The sequence below is a fragment of the Nesterenkonia sphaerica genome, assembly GCF_005771565.1.
Taxonomy (GTDB): domain Bacteria; phylum Actinomycetota; class Actinomycetes; order Actinomycetales; family Micrococcaceae; genus Nesterenkonia; species Nesterenkonia sphaerica.
In genome coordinates this window covers 57,435-77,307 of record NZ_VAWA01000004.1, presented here as the reverse complement: position 1 = coordinate 77,307, position 19,873 = coordinate 57,435, and the positions used below count along the sequence as shown (strand labels likewise).

Genomic DNA, 19,873 nt, shown 5'->3' with positions numbered 1-19,873 from the left:
AGCGTTCAGCCGAGAGTGCGCAGCTGGACGGCGGCGGCCACTGCGGCGTGAGCTGCCTCATACCCTTTGTCCTCGCGGGAGCCTTCCAGACCGGCCCGGTCGATCGCCTGCTGCTCATCATCGCAGGTCAGCAGGCCGAAGCCGACTGGGGTCCGGGTCTCGACGGTGACTTTGACCAACCCGTCGGTGGCCGCAGAGCAGACGTAGTCGAAATGGGGGGTGCCGCCGCGTATCACCACCCCTAGTGCCACGACGGCATCGTGGTGATGTGCGGCCCCGGCGGCGAGCACCGGCAGTTCGAAGCTGCCCGGGGCAGCCAGCCGGGTGACCCGGGCAGCGTTGATCCCGACGTCGTCGAAGAACCTCTCAGCCCCTCCTGTCAGCCCACCCATAATGCGGCTGTGCCAGCGGGACGCCACCACGGCCACACGCAGCTCCGGGGCCGTCTGACGCAGGGTGGCCAGCTCCTCGGGGTCGATACTCAGGGCTCCGGCTCCGCTCATGGGGTCTCCTCTGTCTGCTGGGTGCTCTCGTTCTGCTCATTCAACGCCAGGTGGTCGAGCATATGTGCCATCTTGTCGCGTTTGGTGCGCAGGTACCGTTCATTGTCCGGCCGGACGACCCCGTTGCTGGGCACTTGGGTGACATGCAGACCGGTGGCGGCCAGCGCCTGCACCTTTGCTGGGTTATTGGTCAGCAGCCGCAGGCTGCTCACCCCGGCGGCGTGGAGGATGGCTGCGGCGCCGGTGAAGTCGCGCAGCTCCGCGGCCAGGCCGAGCATCTCATTGGCTTCCACGGTGTCCGCGCCCTGTTCCTGCAGCTGATAGGCCCGCAGCTTGTTGGCCAGACCGATTCCCCGGCCCTCGTGCCCGCGCAGATAGAGCAGGTATCCGCCGAGTTCGTGGACGGTGTCCAGCGCGGAGGCCAGCTGGGTGCCGCAGTCGCAGCGGTGGGAGTGGATGACATCCCCGGTGACACATTCGGAGTGCAGGCGCACCAGGGGCTGCTCCGGGTCCGGGTCCTGGGCCGCCAGCAGCAGATGCTCGTGACCGGTGGCGTGTTCGGTCCAGACCTGTGCGTTGAAGACGCCGAAATCGGTGGGCAGAGTCACCACTGGCCCACCGCTGACCAGGCGGGAGGCCTCCTCCTTGGGCGCTTCCCAGGAGGTGAGGTAGGCCTCGCGCACCGCATCGGGCCGCGGGGTGCCGCCCCGGTATTCGATGAGGTCAGCAATGCTGATCAGGGCTAGTTCGTGGGCGTCGGAGAACTCCCGCAGGGCTGGCAGGCGCATCATGGAACCGTCGTCGTGGACCAGTTCAGCGATGACTGCCACTTCTGACTGTCCGGCGAGACGGCAGAGGTCCACGGCGGCCTCGGTGTGTCCGTCGCGGCCGAGGACCCCCCGTGGGTCTGCGATGAGCGGGAACATATGCCCCGGGCGGGTGAGGTCCTCCGGGCCGGTCTCCGCACTGGCCAGCACGGTGGCGGTCGCGGCGCGGTCGTGAGCGCTGATGCCGGTGGACTCGGCTGCTTTGGCATCGCAGCTGACGGTGTAGGCGGTCCCCTTGGGGTCCTCGTTGGAGCTGACCATCGGCGGCAGGTCAAGGTGCCGTGCGCGCTCGGCGGTCATCGGCACGCAGATGACACCTGAACTGTGTCGGATCGTGAAGCCCATCAGCTCAGCTGTCGCGGCGGCTGCGGGGAAGATGATGTCCCCCTCGTTCTCCCGGTCGGCGTCGTCGACCACGACCACCGGCCGTCCGGCGGCGAGGTGGTTCAGGGCGACCTCGATGGGGTCCAGCAGCGGCGCGGGGGTGGCGGGCTGGGGCACCGTGGGCAGCGCCGGCGCACCGGCCGGTGCGTGGGCCTGACTCGCTGAGTGACCGGTGAAGGTGAGCATCCGGCGGACGTATTTGGCCAGCACGTCCACCTCCAGATTGACGCGGCTGCCCACTTCTTTGGCCCCGAGGGTGGTCTCCTTCAGGGTGGCGGGGATCAGCCCGACCTCGAACCACGGTGCCTGCCCTTCGGGGTCCTGCCCCGGGTGGGGGCCAGCGGTGCTGGCGGACGTGACAGTCAGGGAGACTCCGTCGATCGCGATCGATCCCTTCTCCGCGACGAACTCCGCCAACGCCGGCGGCAGCGTGAAGCGGTGGCGGCCGTCGCTGGGGTCCCGTTGGACCAGGACGCCGATGCCGTCGACGTGGCCTTGGACCACGTGGCCGTCCAACCGGGCGCCTGAGGGCAGGCAGCGCTCCAGGTTCACCTGGTCACCGGTGTGGAGATCGCCGAAGGTGGTGCGCTGCAGGGTCTCGGGGATCAGCTCAGCGGTGAGCGTCTCGCCGGTGATTTCCACTGCGGAGACGCACACCCCGTTGACGGCGATGGAGCCGCCGAGGGTCAGGCCCTCCACATGGCCTGGCGCGGAGAAGATCAGCCGTTCCACCCCTTTGGCTGGGTCAGGAATCCGGTCGATGACGCGGCCGATGCCGGTGATGATGCCGGTGAACATTCAGTGGGCTCCTTTCGGCTCCGGCTGCAGATGGATGCAGACGTCGTTGTCCATCACGGTGATGGGGCCGCCGTCGGCGGCGTCGAGTGCATAGCGCCGGGCCTCGGACAGGGTGCGCACACCTATCTCGCCCAGGCTGGTCCGTCCGCTGCCCAGGATCAGGGGTGCGGTGTAGAGGAAGATTTCGTCGACCAGGTCAGCGGCGAAGAACGCTGAGAGCACGGATTGGCCGCCTTCGACCAGGACGTGCTTGACCGGGTGTCCGCGGTGCTGAGTCTCGGCAAGGCGCTGCAGCGCGGTGAGCGGGTCACGGGTGCGAAGATGCAGCCACCCTTGCCCCTCTGGGCGGTGCTGGCGCAGCCGGGCGGCCTCAGGAACGTCGCGCAGTCCCATCACTGCCCGCAGCGGCTGGTCAGCCGTGAGGTCCCCTTGGGCATCCCTCGCGGTCAGCCGGGGATCGTCGGTGGCGACGGTGTTGGTGCCCACCAGGATGGCGTCGACCCGCTGCCGGATCCGGTGAGTGTGCTCCCGGGAGGTCGCAGAGGTGATCCATTGGCTGGTGCCGTCAGCGGCGGCGATCCGGGCATCGATGCTCTGGGCCAGGTGCACGGTGACGAAGATCCGCTTCTGCCGCGCTGCGGCATTCCACCGGTGGTTGAGCTGCTCGCACTGCTGGCTCCCCACGCCCTCCACCACATCGATGCTGCTGCTGCGCAGCACCTCGACTCCGCCGCCGTGGGGGGATGGGTCGCGGGCACCGGTCACCACTGTGCGGACCCCGGCCTCGCGAATGAGGTCGGTGCACGCCGGCTGGCGTCCGTAGTGGGTGCAGGGCTCCAGGGTGGTGTAGAGCGTGGTGGAGGAGAAGTCGGTGATGCCGGCTTTTCGCGCGGCGATGAGGCAGTCCCGTTCGGCATGGTGGGTGCCTGCTCCCCGGTGGTGGCCGGTGGCGAGGATATGGCCGTGCTCATCGACCAGTACGGAGCCGACCAGCGGGTTCGCTCCCCGCGGTCCGAGTGTGGCGGCGCTGAGCGCGGCGTTCATGAGCTCGCCGCTGCGGGGCGGGTGGGCAGTGCCCAATGGACAGTCTCCTTCTGTGCTACTCCCATCCAGACTGTGACTGTCGGTACCGGAATTTCACCGATTCAACCGGCGCAGTGGGCACCGGGTCGCGGACTCTGACCGCCGGTTCGGACTTGCACCGATCCCGTAAGCACGTGGCCTCTATCGTGCCACAAAAAAATGACGCTCGGTATCCGAAGAGACCGAGCGTCATAGGTGTCCGTTGCGAGCGGATGACGAGATTCGAACTCGCGACCCTCACCATGGCAAGGTGATGCTCTAGCCAGCTGAGCTACATCCGCGTTGCTGACCGTAGTCAGCTGTGCGTGATACTGGGATCGAACCAGTGACCTCTTCCGTGTCAGGGAAGCGCGCTACCGCTGCGCCAATCACGCCTGCTGCCCGGCCGTGGTGACCGTTGCGAGGTGGGGACGGGAATCGAACCCGCGTTAACGGCTTTGCAGGCCGCTGCCTCACCACTCGGCCACCCCACCGGGGTCGCTCGGGTCCATATGCCCCTCGCGAGCGGATGACGAGATTCGAACTCGCGACCCTCACCATGGCAAGGTGATGCTCTAGCCAGCTGAGCTACATCCGCGTGTCTTGCTGCCGGATCCGGCAGGTCAACGACATGAAACTCTAACCCACCACGGCGCGGACCGTCCAATCGTGCGACCGCGGGGGTCTCCGGGGGTCGTGGCAGACTGAATGACCATGACTGATCCGCGGCTGGCCCACGCTACCGAATTCGGCAGAATGTACTCTCGTTCGCTGTCGCAGCCCCCTGAGGTCCCGTCGATCACCACCGTGATCGCCCAGGAGGCCCAGGACATGACGGGGTGGTCCGGGCATATGGCGGCCACTGAACTCATCAGAGACACTCGGCTCTCCGGCGCCCTGGGGTCGCCCGGGGAGCTGCGGAGCCTGGCGCGCCACGCCGCAGCCGCTGCTGAGCGGTTTCGCGACGCCGCGGCTGCCCGGGGTGACCGTGTCCACCACTACGCCGAGCAGGTGGCACGGAGCGTGCTGGGCCACAGTGCTGACCCGGACGCGGCCCGAGCTGTGCTGGCACAACACGGAGAGACGCGGTTCGCAGACCGTTTCGATCAGTGGTGGCAGCTCTACGGGGTCAAGCCCATCGCCGCAGAAGTCACCGTGTGGAATCACACAGTCGGCTACGCCGGCACCTTGGATCTGGTCGCCGAGATCGGCGGCCGGACGTGCATCCTGGATTTCAAGACCAAAGGTGTGGGCCGCGACGGCCGGGCCAAGCCGGTCCGCGACTCCGTGGTGATGCAGCTCGTGGCCGGAATGCGCGCCGAGGAGGTCCTGGTCGACCCCGTCTCGGGCACGTGGGAGCCTTGGCCGTACCGGGGTGATTCCGGTGAGATGCCGCTGCTGTTGGCAGTGGCGGTCTCGGAGACCGAAGTGGTTCCCGTCCAGGCCCAGGCTGCGGGGCTGCGCGCACACTGGCGCAAGTTCTGGGCATTGCGTCAGGTCTGGGAGCATTCCCGGGAAGTGACTGAACAGGGGCACGCTCTGCGCACCCTCGGGCCGCCGCCGGCTGCGGCAGCCGAGGTTGCCTGAGCCGCTCGTGCTGCCGCGTGTGGGCGTGAGGTGATGCGACAATAGTGCATATGTCTGTCCTTTCCATTCGGCAGATCGGTGATCCGGTCCTGCGCAGCCCCTCGTCACCGGTTCCGCTCCGCAATGGCGCACCTGATTCGCGTATATGCCGCCTGGTCACCGAGATGGACCAGACGATGGAGCAGGTCGGCGGGATCGGCCTGGCAGCCCCTCAGGTCGGAGTCAGTCTGCGGATCTTCACCTGGCACGTGGGACAGAGCCGCGGGGCGGTCATCAACCCGGAACTCGAGCTCTCCGGCACCCCGGGCTTCGTCGCCCGGGAAGATGACCAGGCCCAGGATCCGGTGGTGCGTGAGGGCTGCCTGTCCATCGCCGGGGGGATCTACGCCCCGGTGCAGCGCTTCCCTGAGGCCACACTCTCGGGCATCGACGCCGCGGGGAAACCGGTGGTGGTAGAAGCTACCGGCCTGCTGGCGGCATGTTTCCAGCACGAGCTCGACCATTTGGACGGCGCACTTTTCTTGGACCGTCTCACCGGTGAGCACAAGAAGCAGGCCTACCGAGCACTGCGGAAGGCGGTCATGGCATGAGCGGCATTGTTTTTGCGGGCACTCCGAAGATTGCCGCCGATGTGCTCCTGGGGTTGATCACCTCCGACTTTCCGGTCGCCGGGGTGCTCACCAGACCCGACGCAGCGGTGGGCCGACGCCGTGTGCTGACGCCCTCCCCCGTAGCCGCAGTGGCTCAGGATGCTGGGCTGCCGGTGCTGAAGACGTCGAAGGTCGATGAAGCGACCACTGCCGCCTTGAGCCGTCTGCAGCCGCAACTGGGAGTGATCGTCGCCTATGGTGCGCTGCTGCCTGAGCCTGCACTGACGGTTCCCACCCACGGATGGGTGAACCTGCACTACTCGGAACTGCCCAAGTACCGCGGGGCCGCCCCGGTCCAGCACGCCATCCTCAACGGGGAACGCACCACTGCGGCGACGATCTTCCAGCTGGAGAAGGGTATGGATTCCGGTCCGATTCACGCCACCAGGACCTATGAGATACCAGAGATGACCTCCGCGGGTCGGGTGCTGGAGGACCTCACCAGCCTGGGCAACCGCATGCTGATGGACCTGCTGCCGAGTCTGCTCAGCGGCACCGCACAGCCCGTTCCGCAGACCGGTAAACCCTCTATGGCGCCGAAGCTCACCCGAGATGATGCCTTCATCGATCCCAGCGCACCGGCGCGCAAGGTCGCTGACCGGATTAACGCCACGATCCCGGAGCCCGGAGCGTGGACGCTCTGCGACGGCTCGCGGCTGAAACTGGGGGTCGCGCGCATCTTCCACGGCACGCCGGGCGGCACCCCGGGTGATGTCTCGCTGCAGGACTCGGACCGGCACAAGGCAGAGCGCGTGGTGGTGATGACCACCGGGGGTGGTGGCGGCGTCGTGCTGACCACCGTGCAGCCGGCGGGCAAACAGATGATGCCCGCTGCCGACTGGCTGCGCGGCCAGCCCGGTGATGTGCGCCTGGGCGGCACCCCGTGAGCCAGGAGCCGCAGCGCCGCAACGCCAAGGGCCGTCAGCGCCATCGGGGCGGACCGCGCAAGTTCAGCCAGTCCGCTCCTGCACAGCGCAGCCGACGAGCTGATCCGGCCCGGCTGACCGCCTTCCGTGTGCTCCGTGCGGTGGCGCTGGACGATGCTTACGCCAATCTCGTGCTCCCGGCGGAGATTCGGCGCGCGCGGCTGAACAAGCGCGACGCCGCCTTCGCCACTGAGCTGACTTATGGCACCCTCCGCGCCCAAGGCACCTATGACACCATCCTCGCCCAGGCGGTGGACCGCCCGCTGGAGCAGCTGGACCCGCCGGTGCTCAATGCGCTGCGGCTGGGTACCCACCAGCTGCTGGCAATGCGGGTCGATGACCACGCAGCAGTGAACGAGACCGTGGCCCTGGTCCGGGACCAGGTCGGCGCAGGTGCTTCTGGGCTCGTCAATGCGGTGCTGCGCAAAGTGGGCGTGCGGACACTGCAGGAGTGGTTCCAGGAGCTGACTGCAGAGCTGGACGAGGTGCAATCGTTGGCTCTGCGTCACGCTCACCCGCCGTGGATCGTGCGCGCGATGCGGCAGTCGCTGAAGCTTCACGGACGTGCTGAGCAGTTGGTGCCGCTGCTGGAGGCTGATAACGCAGCGCCCGAGGTTCACCTGGTGGGGCTGCACGCCGGTGGGCAGCAGCCCGGAGACGCGATCGAGGCGGCGGTCGCTGCCGGGGCCGTGCGCTCAGAGGTGATCGAGGCCGCTGCGGTCTTCCGCGGCGGCGACATCAGCCGGCTGGACGGGGTCCGGGAAGGCATCCTGCGGGTTCAAGACATCGGCTCCCAGTGGGTCGCCAGAGCACTTGCTGGACCGGCCATCGCACCTGGAGAGCGGTGGCTGGACCTGTGTGCCGGCCCCGGGGGGAAGGCTGCGCTGCTGGCCAGTCTGGCCGCTGAGGCGGGAGCGCATCTGACCGCGAACGAGCCCGCCCCGCACCGTGCTGAGCTGGTGCGCAAGGCCCTGGCCCCGATCAGTCCGCAGGCCTGGAGCGTGCGCACCGGCGACGGCCGCAGCATCAGTGACACCGGCCAGGTCTACGACAGGATCATCGTGGACGCTCCGTGCACCGGGCTGGGGGCGCTGCGGCGTCGCCCGGAGGCTCGGTGGCGCCGGCAGCCCAGTGACCTGCCGCAGCTGACCCACCTGCAGCAGGAGCTGCTCGAGGCCGCAGTGGGGGTGCTGGCTTCCGGGGGCCTGTTGGCCTATGTGACGTGTTCGCCGCATCCGGCAGAGACCCTGGTCCAGGTGGAGGACACTCTCAGCCGGCACCCGGAGCTGACGCTGCTGGAGGCGCAGCCGTTGATGGAGGACCTGGCCCTGCCGGCCGGGCGTCAGTTGCTTGCTGCCGCTCCAGCGGCCCTCAGTGCCACCGCAGCCGGCTGCGTGCAGCTGTGGCCGCACGCCCACGGCACCGATGCCATGTTTTTGGCACTGTTCAGGAAAGAGGCTCGATGATCGCGATCCACCCCAGCATTCTCAGCGCTGACTTCGCCAACCTGGCCGCAGAATTGGCGCGCATCCCCTCCGCGGACGCCGTGCACGTCGACGTCATGGACAACCACTTTGTGCCCAATCTCACTCTGGGCCTGCCGGTGGTGGAGGCGATCCGTGCAGCGACGAGCCTGCCGCTGGATGTGCACCTGATGATTGACGACGCTGACCGGTGGGCGCCCGCCTACGCGGAGCTGGGCGCGGAGTCAGTGACATTTCACGTTGAGGCTGCCGCGCACCCGGGGCGGATTGCTCGTCAGCTGCGTTCCCACGGCGCCCGGGCCGCTATGGCGGTGAAGCCGAATACACCGCTGGAACCTCATCTGGAGCTGATCAGCGAACTGGACATGCTGCTGATCATGACGGTGGAGCCCGGATTCGGCGGGCAGTCGTTCATGGACGAGATGCTGGCCAAGGTCGCAGCCGCCAGGCGGGCGTCGGACGATCTCGGAGGAAGGGTGGCTGTCCAAGTCGACGGAGGGATCAACCGGGAGACGATTCTGCGGGCTGCGGAGGCCGGGGCCGATACGTTTGTCGCCGGTTCTGCCGTCTACTCCGCGGCGGATCCTGATGCTGCCATCAGCGGTCTGCGCCAGCTCTTGGAGTGACCATCAGCAATGGAAAACCGGTGGTGGTCTCAACCTTCCCCTGAAGAGTCCACCACCGGTATGTCAGAGAGTCTACCTGAATCCGAATCGCGGCTGCACCACCTTTGCCGCTGCGGTCTGCGGTTCCAGTTCTTCGCGTCGGAGCTCCTGCACCGCGGCTTCGAAGTCATCCAGGTTCTCAAACCCGCGGTAGACCGAGGCGAACCGCATATAGGCCACCACGTCCAGGCGCTTCAGCGGACCGAGGATAGCCAAGCCGACGTCGTTGGCGTCTATCTCGGCATTGCCGGAGGCGCGGACCGTCTCTTCGACTTCCTGGGCGAGTACGGCGAGGTCGTCGGCAGTCACTGGTCTACCCTGGCAGGCTTTGCGCACTCCGTTGATGACTTTCGACCTGTCGAAGGGCTCCGCCGCCCCGGAACGTTTGATGACGCTGAGGCTGGTGGTCTCCACGGTGGTGAAGCGTTTGGAGCACTGGGGGCACTGCCGGCGCCGGCGAATCCCGGATCCGTCCTCCAGCGTCCGTGAGTCCACCACGCGCGATGAGTCGTGGCGGCAGTACGGGCAGAACATGTGGCCTCCTCTCCCAATACCCAGTCTAACTACTACATATTGTGTCGAACAACCTCGTCACACCAACATCTAGTGCCGCAGGCCTAGGGGGATGAGGCTTCGAGGCAGGAGGGGCCGAGCAGGACTTTGAGGTCGCCGTACAGTGAGGGCGAGGGCGAGACCTGATAAGCCACTCCCAGCTTGATCAGCTCCACCCGGTCACCTTTCAGCAGTCGGATGTGCACATCGGAGGTTCCGCGATGCGCCTGTAGGGTCGATCCGAGTTCTGTGATGACCCGCTCAGTGGCCTTCTGCACGGGCATGGAGAGCACCACGGGTCCGGATCCGCCGTCCTCGGTGATCTCTGGAACGGTGACATCCATGGCCTTCAGCACCACAGCGCCGTCCTCACGGCGGTCGACCTGGCCTTTCACCGCGACGATGAGGTCCTCAGCCAGAACCATGGAGACCGCCTGATAGGTCTTGCCGAAGAACATGACCTCCACCGAGCCGGTCAGATCCTCAATCTCCGCCCGTGCGTAGGGGTTGCCGGATTTGGCCACCTTGCGCGCCAGCGTGGTGATCATGCCGCAAACGGTGACGGTGGCGCCGTCGGGCGGTCCGTCCTCACTGACCACGCTGGGCACCGAGCGGTCCGCGTGCGCCGCCAGCGTGCGTTCCATACCGGAGAGCGGGTGGTCGGAGACGTAGAGGCCGAGCATCTCTCGCTCAAAATTGAGCTTGTCCTTCTTCTCATACTCCGGCAGCTGCGGCACGCTGAGCGCCTCAAACCCGCCGCTGGTGTCACTCTCCTCGTCTGCGAATGCGCCGAAAATGTCAGTTTCGTACTGCTCAGAATCCTTCTTCTGCCGGATCGCCTGGTCCACTGCCAGCTCGTGGACGGTGACCAGGGACCGGCGGGTGTGTCCCAGCTCATCAAAGCCGCCAGCTTTGATCAGCGAATCGATGGTTCGCTTATTGCACACCTGCGCCGGGACCTTGGAGAAGAAGTCCACAAACGAGGTGTACCGGCCCTTCTCCTGACGTGCGTCGACGATACCGCTGACCACATTCGCCCCGACGTTGCGCACCGCGCCCATGCCGAACCGAATCGTGTCGTCACCCACGGGGGTGAAGGTGAGGGCGGACTCATTGATGCTCGGGGCGGTCACGGTGATGCCCATATGCCGGCATTCGGAGAGGTAGATGGCGAGCTTGTCTCGGTTCTCCCCCACGCTGGTCAGCAGCGCAGCCATATACTCCGCCGGGTAGTTGGCCTTCAGGTAGGCGGTCCAGTAGGCGATGAGCCCGTAGGCTGCCGAATGCGCCTTATTGAACGCATAGTCGGAGAACGGCAGCAGAATGTCCCACAGTGTCTGGGCCGCCTCCTCGGAGTATCCGTTGGAGGCCATCCCTTCGAAGAAGCCGACCTTCTGCTTGTCCAGCTCCGACTTCTTCTTCTTCCCCATGGCCCGGCGCAGGATATCGGCCTGGCCGAGGCTGTAGCCGGCCACCTTCTGGGCGATGGCCATCACCTGCTCCTGGTAGATGATCAGCCCGTAGGTAGTGCCCAGGATCTCAGCAAGGGGCTCTTCCAGTTCGGCGTGGATCGGGGTGACCTTCTGCTGCCCGTTCTTCCGCAGGGCGTAGTTGGTGTGCGAGTTCGCGCCCATGGGCCCCGGCCGGTAAAGCGCGATGGTAGCGGAGATGTCCTCGAAGTTGTCCGGGCGCATCTGGCGCAGCAGCGAGCGCAGACCGGAGCCGTCGAGCTGAAACACACCGAGGGTGTCTCCGCGGGCCAGCAGCTGGTAGGAGGGCCGATCATTGAGGTCCAGGTTCTCCAGATCAATCTCGACTCCCTTGTTGAGATGGATGTTCTCCAAGGCGTCGGAGATGATCGTCAGGTTCCGCAGCCCCAGGAAATCCATCTTGATCAGGCCCAGCGATTCACAGATCGGGTAGTCGAACTGGGTGATGATCGCCCCGTCCTGCTCCCGGCGCATCAGCGGGATGATGTCGATCAGGGGGTCAGAGGACATGATGACCCCAGCGGCGTGGACGCCGGGCTGACGCTTCAGCCCCTCCAGTCCGGTCGCGACCTCGAAGATCTCCTTCAGCCGCGGGTCCGCCTCGATCATCTCGCGGAATTCGCCGGCCTCGGCGTAGCGCTTGGAGTCCTTGTCGTGGATATCGGCCAGCGGCAGAGGCTTTCCCTGCTGATCGGGGGGCATGGCCTTGGTCAGGGTCTCCCCGGTCTGGAAAGGCTCCCCCATCACCCGGGCGGCGTCCTTCAGGGCCTGTTTCGATTTGATGGAGCCGTAGGTGACGATCATTGCGACGCGTTCGTCGCCGTATTTCCGCACCACGTAGTCGATGACCTCGCCGCGGCGCCGGTCGTCGAAGTCCACATCGAAGTCGGGCATGGAGACGCGGTCGGGGTTGAGGAACCGCTCGAAGATGAGTCCGTGCTGGAGCGGATCGAGGTCGGTGATGCGCATGGCGAAGGCCACCATGGACCCCGCTCCGGAGCCGCGTCCCGGTCCGACCCGGATGCCGTTCTCCTTGGCCCAGTTGATGAAGTCAGCCACCACCAGGAAGTACCCGGGAAACCCCATCTGGGTGATCACGCCAATTTCGTAGCGGGCCTGCTCGTGGGCGGCGTCGGGGATCCCGTCGGGGAACCGGTAGTGCAGCCCCTTCTCGACCTCCTTGATGAACCAGGACTCTTCGGTCTCACCGTCCGGGACGGGGAAGCGCGGCATGTAGGAGGCATTTTCGTCAAAGGTGACTTCGCACCGTTCGGCGATTTCGAGGGTGTTGTCGCAGGCCTCGGGAACCTCCCGGAAGAGGTGCCGCATCTCCGCCGGGGACTTCAGGTAGAACTCCTCGGCGTCAAACTTGAACCTGTTGGGGTCATCGAGGGTCGCCCCGGTCTGCAGGCACAGCAGCGCACCATGAGCCTTGTGGTCGTGCTGGTGGGTGTAGTGCAGGTCATTGGTGGCCACCAGCGGCAGCTGCAGGTCTTTCGACAGCCGGAGCAGGTCCTGGCGCACCCGGCGCTCGATAGGCAGACCGTGATCCATCAGTTCGCAGTAGAAATTGCCCTTGCCGAAAATCTCCTCGAACTCTCCGGCGGCGCGCTTGGCCTCCTCGTACTGCCCGAGGTGGAGCCGCGTCTGAATCTCACCGGAGGGACAGCCGGTGGTGGCGATCAGGCCTGTGCCGTAGTCGGCCAGCAGCTCCCGGTCCGCGCGGGGTTTGTAGAAGGTGCCTTCCATGGAGGCCCGGGAGCCGAGTCGGAACAGGTTGTGCATCCCGTCGGTGTTGCGGGCCCACATGGTCATATGGGTGTAGGCGCCGCCGCCGGAGACATCCTTCTCTCCGACCGACCCCTCCCCCCAGCGAACGCGGCGCCGCTCGGAGCGGTGCGTCCCGGGGGTCAGGTACGCTTCGAGCCCAATGATGGGTTTGACGTCATAGTTCTGTGCCGTCTTCCAAAACTCGTAGGCCCCGAAGAGGAATCCGTGGTCTGTCATCGCCACTGCCGGCATACCCAACTCTTCCGTACGCGCGAAGAGATCATCGATCTTTGCCGCGCCGTCGAGCATGGAATATTCGGTGTGGTTGTGCAGGTGCACGAAATTCTCAGCCATAGCGGCTCCTACTCCTCCAGCAGGCGCAGCGACTGCGCAAGATCCTGCGGATATTCACTGCGGATGGTGAGCCGCTCTCCGCTCACCGGGTGATCGATGCCCAGCTCCACGGCGTGCAGCCACTGTCTGGTCAGCCCAAGTTCCGCCGCCAGGTGGGGGTCCGCCCCATAGGTGAGGTCACCTGCGCAGGGGTGTCCCAGCGCAGCGAAGTGCACACGAATCTGATGGGTGCGCCCGGTCTCCAGCCGGATGTCCATGAGGCTGACCCTGACATAGGCCTCAATGAGCCGGTAGTGCGTCCGGGCCTCGCGTCCGCCGTCCATGACGGCGAAGCGCCAGTCATGTCCCGGGTGCCGGCCGATAGGCGCGTCGATGGTCCCCTCGTGCGGGTCGGGCAATCCCTGAACCAGCGCATGGTAGATCTTGGTGGGTGTTCTGTTCCGGAAGGCCTCCTTCAGCACGCTGTAGGCGCGCTCGGTCTTCGCCACAACCATGACCCCTGAGGTGCCGACGTCCAGGCGGTGTACGATGCCGCGGCGTTCTTGGGCCCCTGAGGTGGTGATCTGGACACCCTGGGCCAGCAGTCCGCCGATGACGGTGGAGCCGCGCCACCCCGGCGAGGGATGCGCCGCGACACCGACTGGTTTGTGCACAGCCACGAGGTCCGCGTCCTCGTACAGCAGCGTCAAGTCCTGCACTGGTTCCACCTCAATATGGCTCAGGTCAACGGGATCGGGTTCATCGATGGCGATCTGAGCGCCTTCGGGAAGCCGCTCTGACTTCTTCACTGGGGCACCGGCCTCCCGGCCCTGAGTGCGGTATTGGGCCCAGGTGACGCGCCCCTCACTGAGCCAACCGGCGGCTTCGGACCGGGAAATGCCGCTGATTCCGGCGACGACGGCGTCGGCTCGTTTTCCTGCCAGCTCCGCGGGAACGGTGTGTTCGGTCATCGGGGCGCCTCTGCTTCGTCGGAGTCCGGCTTCGCCTTGCTGTCCCTGGTGCCGTCCATGTTCAGGCCGAAGAGCATCATGGCGCAGAGGCCGATGATGGAGCACACAATGAAGCTGTCGGCAACGTTGAACACCGCGAAGTGCGGCACCGCGATCATATCCACCACATGGCCTTGACCGAACTGGTGGAAGCGACCGTCGACCAGCGACGGTGGGCGGAAGAGCCGATCAGTCAGGTTGCCCGCCACCCCGCCGATGAGGCCGCCCACGCCCAGCGTCCACAGCCATGAGCCGCCCAGCCGAGTCAGGTAGAACAGGCCGACGCAGAGCACCACCGTCTGAATGATGGTGAAGATCCAGGTGTGGTCAGTTCCCATGGAGAACGCCGCGCCCGGATTCAGGTGGTACCGCCAATAGAGCACCGGTGGCAGCGCATCAATCTGTTGGCCAAGCTCCATACTGCGCTCCACCCACAGCTTGGTGGCTTGATCCAGCATCCACGCGCTCAGGGCGAGCAAACACGCCACGGTGACCGCGACGCGCCGCCGGGGTCGCCGGGGTGGGGCTTCAGCTGCGGAGGCGGACGGGTGGTCCGGCGGTGAAGGAGTATCGGGCACCCGAAGAGTCTACTAGTCCCGCTCAAACGCCCGGAGCAGGTGCAGCAAACGCAGAAGGGATCCCACCACGCGGTGGGATCCCTTCTGCAGAGGTGAGCGAGCAGCCTACCCGGTGGTCTCTTTTTCGATGGTGCCCTGGGTGTTCAGCTCCGCGAGCTGCTTCTCGATATAGTCCTTCAGCCGTGCCCGGTAGTCACGTTCGAAGCCGGTCAGTTCGCTGACGCGGGCCTCCAAATCGCCCTTCTTCCGCTCCAGGGCGTTCAGGGTCCTGGTGGAGGTCAGCTCAGCTTCCTCGATCATGGATTCAGCGCGGGTCTCCGCATCGGTGATCAGCTCGGTCCGTTTGGCCTCGCCCTCGGCAATGTACTCCGCCCGGGTCTGCTCACCTTCCTTGATCAGTTCCGCACGCTTAGTGGTGCCCTCATTGATCAGTTCCTCCCGGGTGGTCTCACCCTCGCGGATGAGTTCGGCGCGCTTGGACTTGCCCTCAGCGATTGACGCAGCTCGGCTCTGCTCACCTTCGGCCACGTACTGATCGTGCAGCTTCTGAGCCATCGCGAGCACACCGGCGGCTTCTGCGGCCGGTCCTGCCGCGGAGGGGGCGGGCTCCTCCGCCGCGCGCTCCTGCGCCGGCCTGGTTCCCAGTGCGTATTCCGGATACGCGGTGACATCGGGGTCGCCCTTGGGCTCATCCTCGGCCGCGACGGTCTCAACCGCCGCGTCATCCTCAACCGGCTCGAACGCTTCGGTCAGCTCTGCGGAGGTTCCTGCATATCCGGACAGGCCCGCATCGTTGAGCTCATCGGGCTCGACGTAGTCGCTGCCGTCGAGCTGCTCCTGGAGCTTGGTGTTCTCGGCCCGCAGCTCCTCATTCTCCTGGATGAGCCGGCGCCACTCGACGACTACCTCATCGAGGAAATCGTCCACCTCGTCCTTGTCATAACCGGGGCGGAACTTGGTCTCCGGAAACTCTTTGTTCAGCAGGTCATCTGGCGTCAGAGCCATGGAAAGCGTCACCTCATCGTCAGTGGCCGGTTGTGGCATAAAAGCGTCTCATCCCACACAATACCCAGCCAACTTTGACCGCTTCGACCCGAACCTTCAAGTCACGGTTCACTGGGATTGCCCACCAACCTGATTCAGGCTGACCCGGCGATGAGCGATTTGGCGATCACCACTGCCAAGAAGACGACGATGAACGCCATGTCCAGGGAGACGCCGCCGAGGTTCAGCGGCGGAATCTTGCGGTTGAGCCACCGCAAGGGCGGGTCGGTCACCGCGTAGACGCCCACCGCGAGCATCAGCACCAGTCCCTGCGGACGCCAGAGCCGAGCGTAAGACTCCGTGATGTTAAAGATGATCCGAATGATCAGGGCAAACTGATAAACGGTCAGCAGCAGATACAACGGTGCAGTGATGAGGTCCACGGGTGCTCAGGCTACCTCAGCGGACGTGATTGAGCCATCTTCAGGCAGCCGTCTCAGGACTGGTTGAAGAACTTGGCGTTCGCCTCGGGCTCAGCCGCGGCTTTCTCCTCAGCCACAACTTCCACGTTCCGCGGAGTCAGCAGGAAGACTTTATTGGTGACCCGCTCAATCGAGCCGCCCAGCCCGAAGACCAGGCCTGCGGCGAAGTCCACCAAACGCTTGGCCTCTCCTTCACCCATTTCGGTGACGTTCATAATCACCGGGATATCCTCACGAAAGGCCTCGCCGATGATCTTGGCATCGTTGTAGGAGCGGGGGTGGACCGTGGTGATCTTTCGCATTTCTGAGCTTTCGTCCCGGGAGGAGGGTGCACGCTTGATGGGGGTGACTGGCGCCCGGTAGTCCGGGGCCAGCGCAAGGTTGGTGCTGTTGTAGGAGCCTGCCGGGTCGGTATTGTCGCTGCCTTCGGTGGCTGCGGTCGGGGCGCGGTCTGCCAGCGACACCACCGCCCCCGTCGGCTGCGCCTCAGCAGGTGCGGTCCGCGTATTCGTCGCGGTGGCGCCGGCTGAGGAGGCGTGGCGGGACGAGGGACGCTCGTCGCTGCCGAAGCTGTCGTCGTTGTAGTCGTCACCATCGGCTAAACCGAGGTAGATCATTGTCTTCTTGAATGCACCGGCCATGGTTGCAGCTCCTGGGGAAGGTAACAGTTGCGTTGCGATCCCGACATTACTAGTGGCTGGGCCGCTCACCGAGGACATCGCGCCCGATGCGCAGGCGTGTCGCACCACAGCTGACAGCCGATTCGAGGTCCTGGCTCATTCCTGCTGAGATGGCCGTGGCCTCCGGGTGCTCGGAGGTCAGCAACTGCGAGAGTTCGCCCAGCCTGGCGAACGCTGGGGCGGGGGCCTCCCCCAACGGAGCAATGGCCATCAGCCCGCCGAGTTGGAGCTGGTCACTGGAGGCGATCTGTTCGGCTAGGGCGAGCACCTCGGTGGGCGCCGCTCCTCCGCGGTGATCTTCGGGCAGAGGGCTGCGCAAATCCACCTGGATCAGGACTTCCAACGGATGTCTGCGGACCCCCTCCTCCGCTGCGGTGTTTGCGGCCGCGGCCAGGGACCGGATCAGTTTGGGTCGGTCCGCAGACTGTACCGAGTGGGCGTAGCGCACCACGGACTTCGCCTTATTGGTCTGCAGCTGGCCGATAAAGTGCCAGCGCGGCAGCTCCGAGGAGCTCGCAGCGAGCGGCTCCTCAGAGGCGGCCGGTGTGGAGGCATTCTCTTCGCTGAGCCAGGTGGCCACCTCTGCGGCTTTGGCGGCGGCCTCCTGATCTTTGTTCTCTCCAATGTCCCGGACACCAAGTTCGAGCAGCCGCCGGACATCTTCGGCGGGGAAACGCTTGGTGACCACGATCAGTTCGGGGCGGTCGGTCCTGCCTGCGCGGTGGCGCGCCCGATCGATCCTCTCGTGGACCGCGGCCAGGTTCGATGCCAACTGGCGGCTGCGGGGATCGTCGGCGTTCTCGGCCGCGGAACGGAAGGCAGTCGCAAAATCCACGTATTCCAGCCTAACTTCCCGTCCCGGGCGCGCCTAACCCTTCAGGGCGCCAGCGGCCAGATGAGACCGGCGAAGCGCCCCTCGGGGCCGCGTCCGGCGCTGCTGGCCCGGTGGGAGAACAGGTCGGGGTCCTCGATAGTGCATCCATCAGCCTCGAACACGGTCACGGCTGAAGTCTCTAGGACACTGCGGGCTTCGGCGCGCAGGTTCAGCCCCGGGGTCCCCCAGCGGGTCTGCGAGGCAAGCGCAGGGCGTGCGGCAGTGAGCTGGTCGAACATCTCCTGAGGCACCTCATAGCAGTCGGCGCAGGCTCCTGGGCCGATCCACGCAGTGATACCGGAGGCACCGTGCTGCCTCAGGGCCGCCACCGTGTGCTCCAACACTCCGCTGAGCAGACCGCTGCGTCCAGCGTGCGCAGCGGCGCTGAGCTGGCTGCCGTCGACGCGCTCACCGCAGAACAGCACGGGCAGACAGTCAGCGACCAGGATCGCCAAAGGCTCCGAACCGGAGGGCGAGATCCACGCGTCGGCGGTCACGGTCCCTGTCGCGGCGGAGGCGTCGGCCACCTGGGCCGAATGCACCTGGTTCAGGTAGCGGAATGCCCTGGGGCGCACGCCCAGTTCGGACTCCAGCTGAAGGCGGTGGGCCGCGGCGTCGCCGCTGCCTGCGTGGTGGGCGAGGTTGCCCGCCGCACGTGAAGTGAATCCCAGCCCGAAGCGTCCCGCCTCGGACTGCCACCACAGCGCCGCCACCGTGTGTGCTCGAATTCTGTGCTGAGCCGCGAGCTACTTGAGGAAGTCCGGAACGTCCAGGTCGTCGTCGTTCTTGCCCGTGTAATCGGATTCAACAATCTCAGGCAGTTTCTCCTCGGGCTGCTCTGCAGCCGGCTCCGGGGCCGTGCGGACCTGCGGAGCGGTGTCCTGGGAACTGGCTGAGGCCGCGAATGCGCCCGCGGTAGCCCCCGCCACGGGCGCGACGGGCCGGTGCTGCTGGGGTGGTGCTGCTTGGACCGCGGGCTTGGAGGTGACGTCAGCCTGATCGAATCCTGCGGCGATGACGGTCACCCGTGCTTCATCGCCGAGCGCATCGTCGATGACCGCGCCGAAGATGATGTTGGCTTCCGGGTGGGCGACTTCCTGAACCAGCCGGGCGGCTTCGTTGATCTCAAACAGACCCAGGTCGGACCCTCCCTGAATTGAGAGCAGCACGCCGTGGGCGCCGTCGATGCTGGCTTCCAGCAGCGGTGAGGCGATGGCCAGCTCGGCAGCTTTGACGGCCCGGTCCTCCCCGTTGGCGGAGCCGATGCCCATCAACGCTGAACCGGCCCCCTGCATGACTGACTTCACGTCGGCGAAGTCGAGGTTGATCAGACCGGGGGTGGTGATCAGGTCGGTGATGCCCTGCACACCGGAGAGCAGGACTTGGTCTGCCGAACGGAACGCGTCGAGCACCGAGACGTTCTTGTCTGAGATGGAGAGCAGCCGGTCGTTGGGAATGACAATGAGCGTGTCCACTTCGTCGCGCAGGCCCTCGATGCCGGCCTCGGCGCTGCTGGCGCGTCGGCGCCCTTCGAAGGTGAACGGTCGGGTCACCACACCGATGGTGAGCGCGCCCAGGCTGCGGGCGATTCTGGCCACCACGGGAGCGCCGCCGGTGCCGGTGCCGCCGCCTTCACCGGCGGTGACGAAGACCATGTCGGCCCCGCGGAGAACCTCCTCGATCTCCTCGCTGTGGTCCTCTGCGGCCTGCCGTCCCACCTCGGGGTTGGCACCAGCTCCCAGACCACGGGTGAGCTCGCGCCCGACGTCGAGCTTCACGTCGGCGTCTGACATCAGCAGCGCTTGGGCGTCCGTGTTGATGGCGATGAACTCCACGCCGCGCAAACCGACTTCGATCATGCGGTTGACGGCGTTGACGCCGCCGCCGCCTATGCCGACGACCTTGATCACGGCGAGGTAATTGCTCGGTGTAGCCACGTGTGTTTGTCCCTTAGCTGTTGAGATGTCACAGATGCACGAAGACCCCCGTCGGTGAGCGAAGCCGAGAACGGCTCCTCACTGTCTTCCCCGTCCCCAGTGCGTCCGATACCGACCGAGACAGTTCGCGGATGTCTCGGGAGGCCATTGCGCCGGAGACCCCGTCCCAACGTGCCGCTCACCGGCCGGGAGTCTTCGTGACGGGTCTCATTCTTCTGCTCCGCCGGTACCGGCAGCAAGGTTCAAGTTGAGCTTGAACCTTAGCTGATCAGGGGGTGTGGGATCTTCAGTTGTGTC

18 protein-coding genes, 4 tRNA genes and 1 riboswitch are annotated in these 19,873 nt (G+C 65.9%); of the genes, 5 read left to right on the top strand and 17 right to left on the bottom strand.

Features of this window, described 5'->3' with window-relative positions; translation table 11 throughout:
- Positions 1-5: 5 nt before the first annotated feature.
- The 7 genes from ribH to FEF27_RS04435 form a co-directional block, all read right to left on the bottom strand.
- Positions 6-503, bottom strand: coding sequence for a 6,7-dimethyl-8-ribityllumazine synthase (ribH, locus tag FEF27_RS04465; RefSeq protein ID WP_138169656.1), 498 nt, complete (start codon positions 501-503; stop codon positions 6-8).
- The gene (ribB, locus tag FEF27_RS13815; RefSeq protein WP_138169655.1) at positions 500-2,512 is read right to left on the bottom strand and encodes a 3,4-dihydroxy-2-butanone-4-phosphate synthase; all 2,013 of its coding nucleotides are present in this window, start codon (positions 2,510-2,512) and stop codon (positions 500-502) included. Before ribB ends, ribH begins: the two co-directional genes overlap by 4 nt.
- Positions 2,513-3,592, bottom strand: a complete 1,080-nt coding sequence (gene ribD, locus FEF27_RS04455) for a bifunctional diaminohydroxyphosphoribosylaminopyrimidine deaminase/5-amino-6-(5-phosphoribosylamino)uracil reductase RibD (protein ID WP_243729084.1) — start codon at positions 3,590-3,592, stop codon at positions 2,513-2,515.
- A gap of 14 nt (positions 3,593-3,606) precedes the next feature.
- Positions 3,607-3,731, bottom strand: a riboswitch (FMN riboswitch).
- Between the two features lie 71 nt (positions 3,732-3,802).
- Positions 3,803-3,876: transfer RNA gene (locus tag FEF27_RS04450), tRNA-Gly, on the bottom strand.
- A gap of 21 nt (positions 3,877-3,897) precedes the next feature.
- Positions 3,898-3,969: transfer RNA gene (locus tag FEF27_RS04445), tRNA-Val, on the bottom strand.
- Positions 3,970-3,997: 28 nt separating this feature from the next.
- Positions 3,998-4,068 (bottom strand) — tRNA-Cys (locus tag FEF27_RS04440).
- Positions 4,069-4,098: 30 nt separating this feature from the next.
- Positions 4,099-4,172: transfer RNA gene (locus tag FEF27_RS04435), tRNA-Gly, on the bottom strand.
- Between the two features lie 116 nt (positions 4,173-4,288).
- Here FEF27_RS04435 and FEF27_RS04430 point away from each other — a divergent pair.
- The 5 genes from FEF27_RS04430 to rpe are packed head-to-tail and all read left to right on the top strand — an operon-like array spanning position 4,289 to position 8,847.
- The gene (locus FEF27_RS04430) at positions 4,289-5,161 is read left to right on the top strand and encodes a cytochrome (RefSeq protein ID WP_138169654.1); all 873 of its coding nucleotides are present in this window, start codon (positions 4,289-4,291) and stop codon (positions 5,159-5,161) included.
- A gap of 50 nt (positions 5,162-5,211) precedes the next feature.
- Positions 5,212-5,751, top strand: coding sequence for a peptide deformylase (def, locus tag FEF27_RS04425; protein WP_138169653.1), 540 nt, complete (start codon positions 5,212-5,214; stop codon positions 5,749-5,751).
- Positions 5,748-6,698 carry a methionyl-tRNA formyltransferase gene (gene fmt / locus FEF27_RS04420; protein ID WP_138169652.1) on the top strand — a complete coding sequence of 317 codons (951 nt, stop codon included), beginning with the start codon at positions 5,748-5,750 and terminating at the stop codon, positions 6,696-6,698. The genes def and fmt overlap by 4 nt, the downstream gene beginning before the upstream one ends.
- Positions 6,695-8,203 carry an RsmB/NOP family class I SAM-dependent RNA methyltransferase gene (locus FEF27_RS04415; protein WP_138169651.1) on the top strand — a complete coding sequence of 503 codons (1,509 nt, stop codon included), beginning with the start codon at positions 6,695-6,697 and terminating at the stop codon, positions 8,201-8,203. The genes fmt and FEF27_RS04415 overlap by 4 nt, the downstream gene beginning before the upstream one ends.
- Entirely contained in the window at positions 8,200-8,847 is a 648-nt protein-coding gene (gene rpe / locus FEF27_RS04410; RefSeq protein ID WP_138169650.1) for a ribulose-phosphate 3-epimerase, read from the top strand. Before FEF27_RS04415 ends, rpe begins: the two co-directional genes overlap by 4 nt.
- A gap of 72 nt (positions 8,848-8,919) precedes the next feature.
- Here the strand turns inward: rpe and nrdR are convergent, their stop codons facing one another.
- From nrdR to ftsZ, 10 genes are all read right to left on the bottom strand, one after another.
- Positions 8,920-9,420, bottom strand: coding sequence for a transcriptional regulator NrdR (gene nrdR, locus FEF27_RS04405; RefSeq protein ID WP_138169649.1), 501 nt, complete (start codon positions 9,418-9,420; stop codon positions 8,920-8,922).
- Between the two features lie 83 nt (positions 9,421-9,503).
- On the bottom strand, positions 9,504-13,052 hold the full coding sequence (gene dnaE, locus FEF27_RS04400; RefSeq protein ID WP_138169648.1) for a DNA polymerase III subunit alpha: 3,549 nt from the start codon (positions 13,050-13,052) through the stop codon (positions 9,504-9,506).
- A gap of 8 nt (positions 13,053-13,060) precedes the next feature.
- Complete coding sequence (locus tag FEF27_RS04395) at positions 13,061-14,002, bottom strand: RluA family pseudouridine synthase (protein ID WP_138169647.1); 942 nt, start codon at positions 14,000-14,002, stop codon at positions 13,061-13,063.
- Positions 13,999-14,619: a signal peptidase II gene (lspA, locus tag FEF27_RS04390; protein ID WP_138169646.1), complete on the bottom strand. Its 621-nt coding sequence runs from the start codon at positions 14,617-14,619 to the stop codon at positions 13,999-14,001. Before lspA ends, FEF27_RS04395 begins: the two co-directional genes overlap by 4 nt.
- 105 nt (positions 14,620-14,724) lie before the next feature.
- Entirely contained in the window at positions 14,725-15,624 is a 900-nt protein-coding gene (locus FEF27_RS04385; protein ID WP_166429911.1) for a DivIVA domain-containing protein, read from the bottom strand.
- Positions 15,625-15,758: 134 nt separating this feature from the next.
- Positions 15,759-16,046 (bottom strand): YggT family protein, encoded by a 288-nt coding sequence (locus FEF27_RS04380; RefSeq protein WP_138169644.1) that lies wholly within the window; start codon positions 16,044-16,046, stop codon positions 15,759-15,761.
- Between the two features lie 53 nt (positions 16,047-16,099).
- Positions 16,100-16,726 carry a cell division protein SepF gene (locus tag FEF27_RS04375; protein WP_138169643.1) on the bottom strand — a complete coding sequence of 209 codons (627 nt, stop codon included), beginning with the start codon at positions 16,724-16,726 and terminating at the stop codon, positions 16,100-16,102.
- A 49-nt stretch (positions 16,727-16,775) separates the two neighbouring features.
- Complete coding sequence (locus tag FEF27_RS04370) at positions 16,776-17,600, bottom strand: YggS family pyridoxal phosphate enzyme (protein ID WP_138169642.1); 825 nt, start codon at positions 17,598-17,600, stop codon at positions 16,776-16,778.
- A gap of 41 nt (positions 17,601-17,641) precedes the next feature.
- Positions 17,642-18,352, bottom strand: coding sequence for a purine nucleoside phosphorylase YfiH/LACC1 family protein (locus FEF27_RS04365; protein WP_243729074.1), 711 nt, complete (start codon positions 18,350-18,352; stop codon positions 17,642-17,644).
- A gap of 33 nt (positions 18,353-18,385) precedes the next feature.
- A complete protein-coding gene (ftsZ, locus tag FEF27_RS04360) occupies positions 18,386-19,576 on the bottom strand; it encodes a cell division protein FtsZ (protein WP_138169641.1) in 1,191 nt (396 codons plus the stop codon).
- Between the last annotated feature and the right edge of the window lie 297 nt (positions 19,577-19,873).